Consider the following 6,608-nt stretch of genomic DNA (forward strand, 5'->3'; position numbering starts at 1 on the left):
GCATCCAGGGGCCCCCCTGACGCTCCTACGTCACGTCCGACGGCGAAGGCCCGCGGAAGCGCGCCGCCTGCAGCTCCGCCGAGGTTACCGGCGGCAAGTCGACGAGCTCGTCATACAACGACATCGGTGGCTCCACGTCCTTGAGCGCCGGGATGACGTGCTCGCCCATGAGCCTGATGGAGCGCATCACCTTCTCGTGAGGAATGTTCCCGAACATCATCCAGTTGCTGACGTGCGTCACGCCCAGCTCCGCCGCCTTCTGGAATTTGGCGACAATCGTGTCCGGGTCGCCGAAGAAGAGCGACTCCTGCAGCTGCGTCTCGTCCAGTTCCCCCGCGAACGGCCCGGACGCCACGCGCCCGTCGGTGACCTCCAGCCGGTTCAGCGCCCTGCCCGCGCGGATCTGCCAGCGGGCGTGGTGCAGCTCCTCCAGCGCCTCGTCCATGGTCGGCGCCACCTGCGTGATCGACTGCAGCCCCAGGTCCGGCCGGTGGTAGTCCTTGCCCTCCGCCTTCAGCGCCTGCACCAGCGACGTCAGGTGCGACCGCACACCGCCCGCGCCGAGCAGGCCCGTCGTGATGGGCATCATGTCCCACTTGGCCGCCAACTGCATCGTCTCGACGCTGGTGCCCGCCACCCACAGCTTGGGGTGCGGCTTCTGCAGCGGCTTCGGCCATACCGTAGTCGGGTGATTGACCTTCACGAACTCGCCGTCGTACGTGAACGACTCGTCCTGCGTCCACGCCTTCACCATGACGTCCAGCGACTCCAGGAAGATCTGCCGCGAGTCCGGCAAGTCGATATCGAAGCGAGACATCTCGTGCGGCTGGTAGCCGCGCCCGATGCCGCAGATGAAGCGACCGCCGCTCAGGTTGTCGAGCACCGCCACCTCCTCGGCGAGGCGAAGCGGGTTCCAGATCGGCAGCACCAGAACGGCCGTCGCGATCTGCAGCCACTTCGTGCGCTCGGCGATCGCCATCGCCTGCAGCAGCGGCGCGGGCGAGTTGCCGTAGTTGGAGAAGTGGTGCTCCGCCACAAGCACGTAGTCAAACCCCATCTCCTCCGACAGTTGTATCTGTTCCATACCCTCTTCAAAGAGGGTTTTCCAGTCCCTGACCTCCGGGTTGGGCCACTCGTAGAACAGGCCGAATTTCATACCAAGACCCCTTCATGGCAATGGGATTGCTCAAGTGTGTGCGCCGCGCGCGGGGGTGTCAACGTGCGGGAGTCAGGGACGCTTGTACCCACCCCGCCCCACCCCCGCGCCGAGGTGCTATCATGCGCCCACAGCGCGAAAGGAGGGCATCGCCATGAGCACAGAATTGGTGAACGTGCGCGCCAGTGACGGCGTGCGGCTGGACGGAGTCTGGCGAACGCCGGAGGCCTCATCGGGCAATGGCCTGCCCGTCGATGTCATGGTCCTCCACCACGGCGTCGGCGGCAACTTCTACGGCTCCGGCCCCTTCGAGAGCTTCGTTCCCAAACTGCTGGAGAACGGCTGCGCCACCATCCGCGTCAACAACCGCGGCCACGACGCCGTCAGCAACGCCGTCCGCGACGGCCGGCGCACCCGCTTCGGCGCCGCGTACGAGATCATCGACGACTGCCGCCAGGACTGGAACGCCTGGCTCGACTTCGCGCAGGAGCAGGGCTACGAGCGCATCGGCGTGTGGGGCCACAGCCTCGGCGCCGTCAAGTCCATCTACCACGCCGCCGTCGAGCGCGACGCGCGCGTGACCTGTGTCATCGCCGGCTCCCCTCCGCGCTTCAGCTACAGCTTCTACTCCAACGTCGGCACGTGGGGCACCGAGGAGGAGGCGGGGGTGCGCTACAACGAGACCTGCGCCCTCGCGCAGTCCTACGTGGACAAGGGCGACGCAGAGCAGCTCATCCAGGTCGAGTTCCCCGTGCCGCTCCTCGTCAGCGCTGGCACCTACGTCGACAAGTACGGCCCCGCCGAGCAGTACGATGTCGTCACCCGCATCCCGGAGGTGACGGTTCCCCTCTTCTGCGTAGTCGGCACCGCCGAGCCTCTGGAGCAGTTCCCCTTCTGGGGCCTGCCGGAGGAGCTGCAGCGGCTGGACGGCGAGGTCGAGAACTTCACCTTCGCCTACATCGAGGGTGCAAACCACTCCTACTCGGAGCACCGTCAGGAGGTCTGGGACGTCACAGAGGCCTGGCTGCGGGGTCTGTGACAACCCCGTGACGCCACAAAATAGCAATGGGGAGCGAAAGTTCGCTCCCCATTGCTACTTGTCCAGTGAAAATGCCGACGCTACGGAACCGCCTCCGCCTCCACGTAGTAGTCCATGCCCAGGTGCGTGATCTGCTCCTCCCCGGCCATCCAGCGAAGCGTGTTCTTCAGCTTGGTCTGCTGGATGAAAAGATCGTGCTCCGGGTACAGGTTGCGGGCGTGGTGCGGGCTCTTGAAGTAGAACGAGAGCCACTCCTGGATGCCGCCCATGCCCGCCCGCTTGGCCAGGTCGATGAAGAGCGCCAGGTCCAGCACCAGCGGCGCCGCGAGAATCGAGTCCGAGCACAGGAAGTTCACCTTGATCTGCATCCGGCGCCCCAGCCACGCGAAGATGTCGATGTTGTCCCACCCCTCCTTGTTGTCGCCGCGGGGCGGGTAGTAGTTGATCCGCACCTTGTGGTACGCGTCGCCGTAGAGCTCCGGGTACAGCTCCGGCTGCAGGATGTACTCCAGCACCCCCAGCTTTGACTCCTCCTTGGTGCGGAAGTTCTCCGGCTCATCCAGCACCTCGCCGTCGCGGTTGCCGAGGATGTTGGTCGAGAACCAGCCCTCTATGCCCAGCATGCGCGCCTTCAGCATCGGGCCCAGCACCGTCTTGACCAGCGTCTGCCCCGTCTTGAAGTCCTTCCCGCCAATCGGCACTCCGTTCTCGACCGCCAGCCGCTCGATGACCGGCACGTCCACCGAGAGGCTCGGGCTGCCGTTTATGAAGGGCACGCCCTCCAGCATCGCCGCGTAGGCGTACAGCATCGAGGGCGCGATGTTCTCATCGTTCTCCTGCAGCCCGCCCAGGAAGTGCTCGATGTCCTGGTGCACCTCAGACTCGGTGATGAACTTCTCGGTGGACGCGGCGTAGATGATGACGACGCGGTTGCAGCGGTTCGCCTTCTTGAAGTTGCGAATGTCCTCGCGGATTAGCTCCACGAGGTCGAGCTTCGTGTCCCCGGTCTTCACGTTAGCGCCGGAAATGCGCTTGACGTAGTCGCTATCGAACGCGGCGGGCATCGGCTCGATGCCCTTCAGGAAGTCGGCGATGGGCTCGATGTCCTCGTACTGGTTCAGCACACCCGCCTTGAGCGCCGCCTCGTAGGCGTTGTCCGGGATCGGGTCCCACGCCCCGAAGACCAGCTGGTCGAGGCTCGCCAGCGGCACCAGGCCCTTCACCATCGGGGAGTTGCCCTCCGTGCGCTTCCCCACGCGGACGGTCGACATCTGCGTGATCGACCCGACCGGCTGGCCCATGCCGCGCCGCACGTGCTCCACGCCCGCGATGAGCGTCGACGACACGGCGCCGAGACCCACGAGCAGCACGCCGAGGCGACCGTCCGCCGGCGCAATCTCCGGCGCATTGGACGGCAGGAAGTCCTTGGCCTCCAGCGCGATGCCCTTCCCTCGGGCCAGCGACATGAGCGTCTCGTGCCAGTGGGCCGGCACGCGGCCGGTCTTGGCCCAGTGCTGCACCGTGCTCTGCCGCTTCCCGATGAGGTGTGCAAGGGCGGTCTGCCCGCCAAACTTGTGAATGACCTTTTCTGCGGAGTTCTGTTGTGTACTCATGGCATTGATACTACCAATTTTTCCGGTAATCATCAAGTGGGACGACATGAGACGGCCACAATGTTGCAGTGGAACAAACAGTTGTTTCAGTACCCGTAAGTACGATGAGGGAGATTGTTCCGAGGAGACAACTCACAACAGCAGCTACAGAAACAGAATTGTTCATCAAACAGTCGTATAGCTGTAGGCGTCGCTCTCAGCTACGAATTTGAATTGTTGCAAAAAGTTCTGTTGGAGGCACGAACGTATTTTTTTGTTCATCAGGGCGCCAAGGCAGACAACCATACAACGCCGCGCATGGGGACAGTAGCGAAGAGGAGAGAGTCAGGGCAAGGTCACCGTGACAGAGGGCGGGGAGAATGCTGACAGACCCGTTCGCCCTAAGCCTGTTGTATGGTCATGCGAACGAATTGGCGATGTGGCAACAATCTTTGCCATAGCACAGCCAAGCCCGTACAATGCCGAAACATCAACCCGGACCTACATCGTGTCGTAGTGAGATGGAACCATCATGACGGTGAAGGCGTCATAATTAAACGCGATGGCCGAACCGCCCATCATTGGGCCGATGCGACAGGCGATTACGGACGTGCCCGGCCAAGGTCGTTTCCCTTGACAACTCATTGAGTAATGGGGCCTGCTCATTCCGGAGCGGAGGGAAGATTGGCATTCACGCCGAAACGGAGGGTGTTGTATCACCTCCGGAGTACCCTGCCGGTTTGTGCCGTTGCGTTGGTCCTGTTGATTTCCGCTGTGAGATGCGAAGAGGAGGATCCGGCGGAACCTGTCGACTCCCCCCAGGCTGCCTCGACCCCAATCGCGACGCCTCCAGCCCCGGCGTCGACAGCAGTTGCCCCAGCCCATGCCCCGGGGACGGCCTCGGCTCCCACTGCGACACCTTTAGCGCAGGTCTTGGTGTGTACCTCGGTTGGTATGCGGGAAGCGATCCCGTCTCCCTCTCCGGCTCCCACTGCGACACCCTCAGCGCAGACCTCGGCGGATGGCGACAAGGAAGCGCTAATCGCACTGTTCCACGCCGCCAACGGCGAATCTTGGGAAAACAGCGATAACTGGCTGAGCAGCGAGCCAGTTGGAGAATGGTATGGCGTCACGGTTGACCCAGAGGGTCGCGTCGTAGAACTGGACCTCAGCGCCAACCGGCTGAGAGCGTCCCCGGGCAATCAGCCAACGCTGCCCTTCAGCGGCAACTGGGTAGGCGGAGATCTGCCGCCGACGTTGGGCAACCTCGCCCGCCTGGAAGTGCTGAACCTCAGCGGCAACCAGTTGAGCGGGGAGCTGCCGCCGGAGTTGGGCAACCTCGCCCGCCTGGAAGTTCTGGACCTCCACGAGAACGAGTTGGGCGGAGAGGTACCGCCGGAGTTGGGCAATCTTGCTCGCTTGGAAGTTCTGAACCTCCGCGATAACGAGTTGAGTGGAGAGATGCCGCCGGAGTTGGGCAACCTCGCCTCCCTGCGAGAGCTATTGCTCGGCGAAAACGAGTTGAGCGGGGAAATATCGCCGGAGTTGGGCAACCTCGCCAGCTTGGAATTGCTGTACCTCATCAGCAACCAGTTGAGCGGGGAGCTGCCATCGGCGTTGGGCAACCTCGGCAGCCTGAACTCGTTGGGTCTCAGCAGCAACCAATTGAGCGGGGAGATACCCCCGGAGCTGGGCAACCTTGCCAGCTTGGAAGTTCTGGACCTCCACTGGAACGAGTTGAGCGGAGAGCTACCGCCGGAGTTGGGCTGCCTCGCCAATCTGTGGGGTCTGGACCTCGGCAACAACGAGCTAACCGGGGAGATACCGCTGGAGTTGGGCAACCTCACCGGACTGGAACATCTGGACCTCAGCGACAACGAGCTAACCGGGGAGATACCGCCAGAGTTGGGCAATCTCGTCAACCTGCGACAGCTATGGCTCGACGGCAACCAGTTGAGCGGGGAGATGCCGCCGGAGTTGGGCAACCTCGCCAGCCTGCGAGAGTTGAACCTATCAGGCAACGATCTGAGCGGGTGTGTGCCAACAGTTTTGCAAGACCACTTGCGTTACTACCCCGATGCGCCGTTCTGCCCGGAGGCCACCCCGCCCGCAACCACGAACCCCTCGGCCGCTACTGAAAGAGAAGCCCTAGTCGCCCTGTACCACGCCACGGACGGCCAATCCTGGAGCAACAGTGACAACTGGCTGAGCAGTGAGCCATTGAGGAATTGGCACGGCGTCACCGTCGAAGCCCAAGGCCCTGTCACATCCTTGCGCCTCAGCAGCAACCAGTTGAGCGGGGAGCTGCCGCCGGAGTTGGGCGACCTCACCAACTTGGAAAATCTGGACCTCGGCAACAACCAGTTGAGCGGGGAGCTGCCGCCGGAGTTGGGCAATCTCGTCAACCTGCGACAGCTATGGCTCGACGGCAACCAGTTGAGCGGGGAGCTGCCCTCGGCGTTGGGCAACCTCGCCGGACTGGAAAGGCTGCACCTCAGCAGCAACCAGTTGAGCGGGGAGTTGCCGCCTGAGTTGGGCAACCTCGCCAGCCTGGAAAGGCTGCGTCTCATCAGCAACCAGTTGAGCGGGGAGCTGCCGCCGGAGTTGGGCAACCTCGCCAACTTGGAAGATCTGGACCTCAGCGGCAACGAGTTGAGCGGGGAGATACTGCCGGAGTTGGGCAACCTTCCCGACCTGCGATCTTTGGGTCTCAGCAGCAACCAGTTGAGCGGGGAGCTGCCGCCGGCGTTGGGCAACCTCCCCGGCCTGCGATATCTGGGTCTCAACAGCACCCAGTTGAGAGGGGAGGTGCCTGCGGCGG

The 6,608-nt window shown here is 63.3% G+C and carries 4 protein-coding genes; 2 read left to right on the forward strand and 2 right to left on the reverse strand.

Annotated features, from left to right (window positions below; translation table 11 throughout):
* Window positions 1–25: 25 nt before the first annotated feature.
* Complete coding sequence (locus OXC99_05225; protein ID MCY4624388.1) at window positions 26–1,156, reverse strand: LLM class flavin-dependent oxidoreductase; 1,131 nt, start codon at window positions 1,154–1,156, stop codon at window positions 26–28.
* 154 nt (window positions 1,157–1,310) lie between these two features.
* On the opposite strand from OXC99_05225, the gene OXC99_05230 reads away from it, so the two are divergent.
* Window positions 1,311–2,195 carry an alpha/beta fold hydrolase gene (locus OXC99_05230; GenBank protein MCY4624389.1) on the forward strand — a complete coding sequence of 295 codons (885 nt, stop codon included), beginning with the start codon at window positions 1,311–1,313 and terminating at the stop codon, window positions 2,193–2,195.
* Between the two features lie 80 nt (window positions 2,196–2,275).
* Here the strand turns inward: OXC99_05230 and OXC99_05235 are convergent, their stop codons facing one another.
* Entirely contained in the window at window positions 2,276–3,808 is a 1,533-nt protein-coding gene (locus OXC99_05235) for an inositol-3-phosphate synthase (GenBank protein ID MCY4624390.1), read from the reverse strand.
* 933 nt (window positions 3,809–4,741) lie between these two features.
* Here OXC99_05235 and OXC99_05240 point away from each other — a divergent pair.
* Window positions 4,742–6,608: leucine-rich repeat domain-containing protein (locus OXC99_05240; protein MCY4624391.1), on the forward strand; the 1,867-nt coding region annotated here is incomplete at its 3' end.

Source organism: Chloroflexota bacterium (assembly GCA_026713825.1).
Lineage (GTDB): Bacteria > Chloroflexota > Dehalococcoidia > Lucifugimonadales > UBA1127 > UBA1127.

Excerpts from the sequence above, each read along its gene's own strand:
- OXC99_05225 (MCY4624388.1), bottom strand. The coding sequence starts at position 1,156 with ATGAAATTCGGCCTGTTCTACGAGTGGCCCAACCCGGAGGTCAGGGAC.
- OXC99_05230 (MCY4624389.1), top strand. The coding sequence starts at position 1,311 with ATGAGCACAGAATTGGTGAACGTGCGCGCCAGTGACGGCGTGCGGCTG.
- OXC99_05235 (MCY4624390.1), bottom strand. The coding sequence starts at position 3,808 with ATGAGTACACAACAGAACTCCGCAGAAAAGGTCATTCACAAGTTTGGC.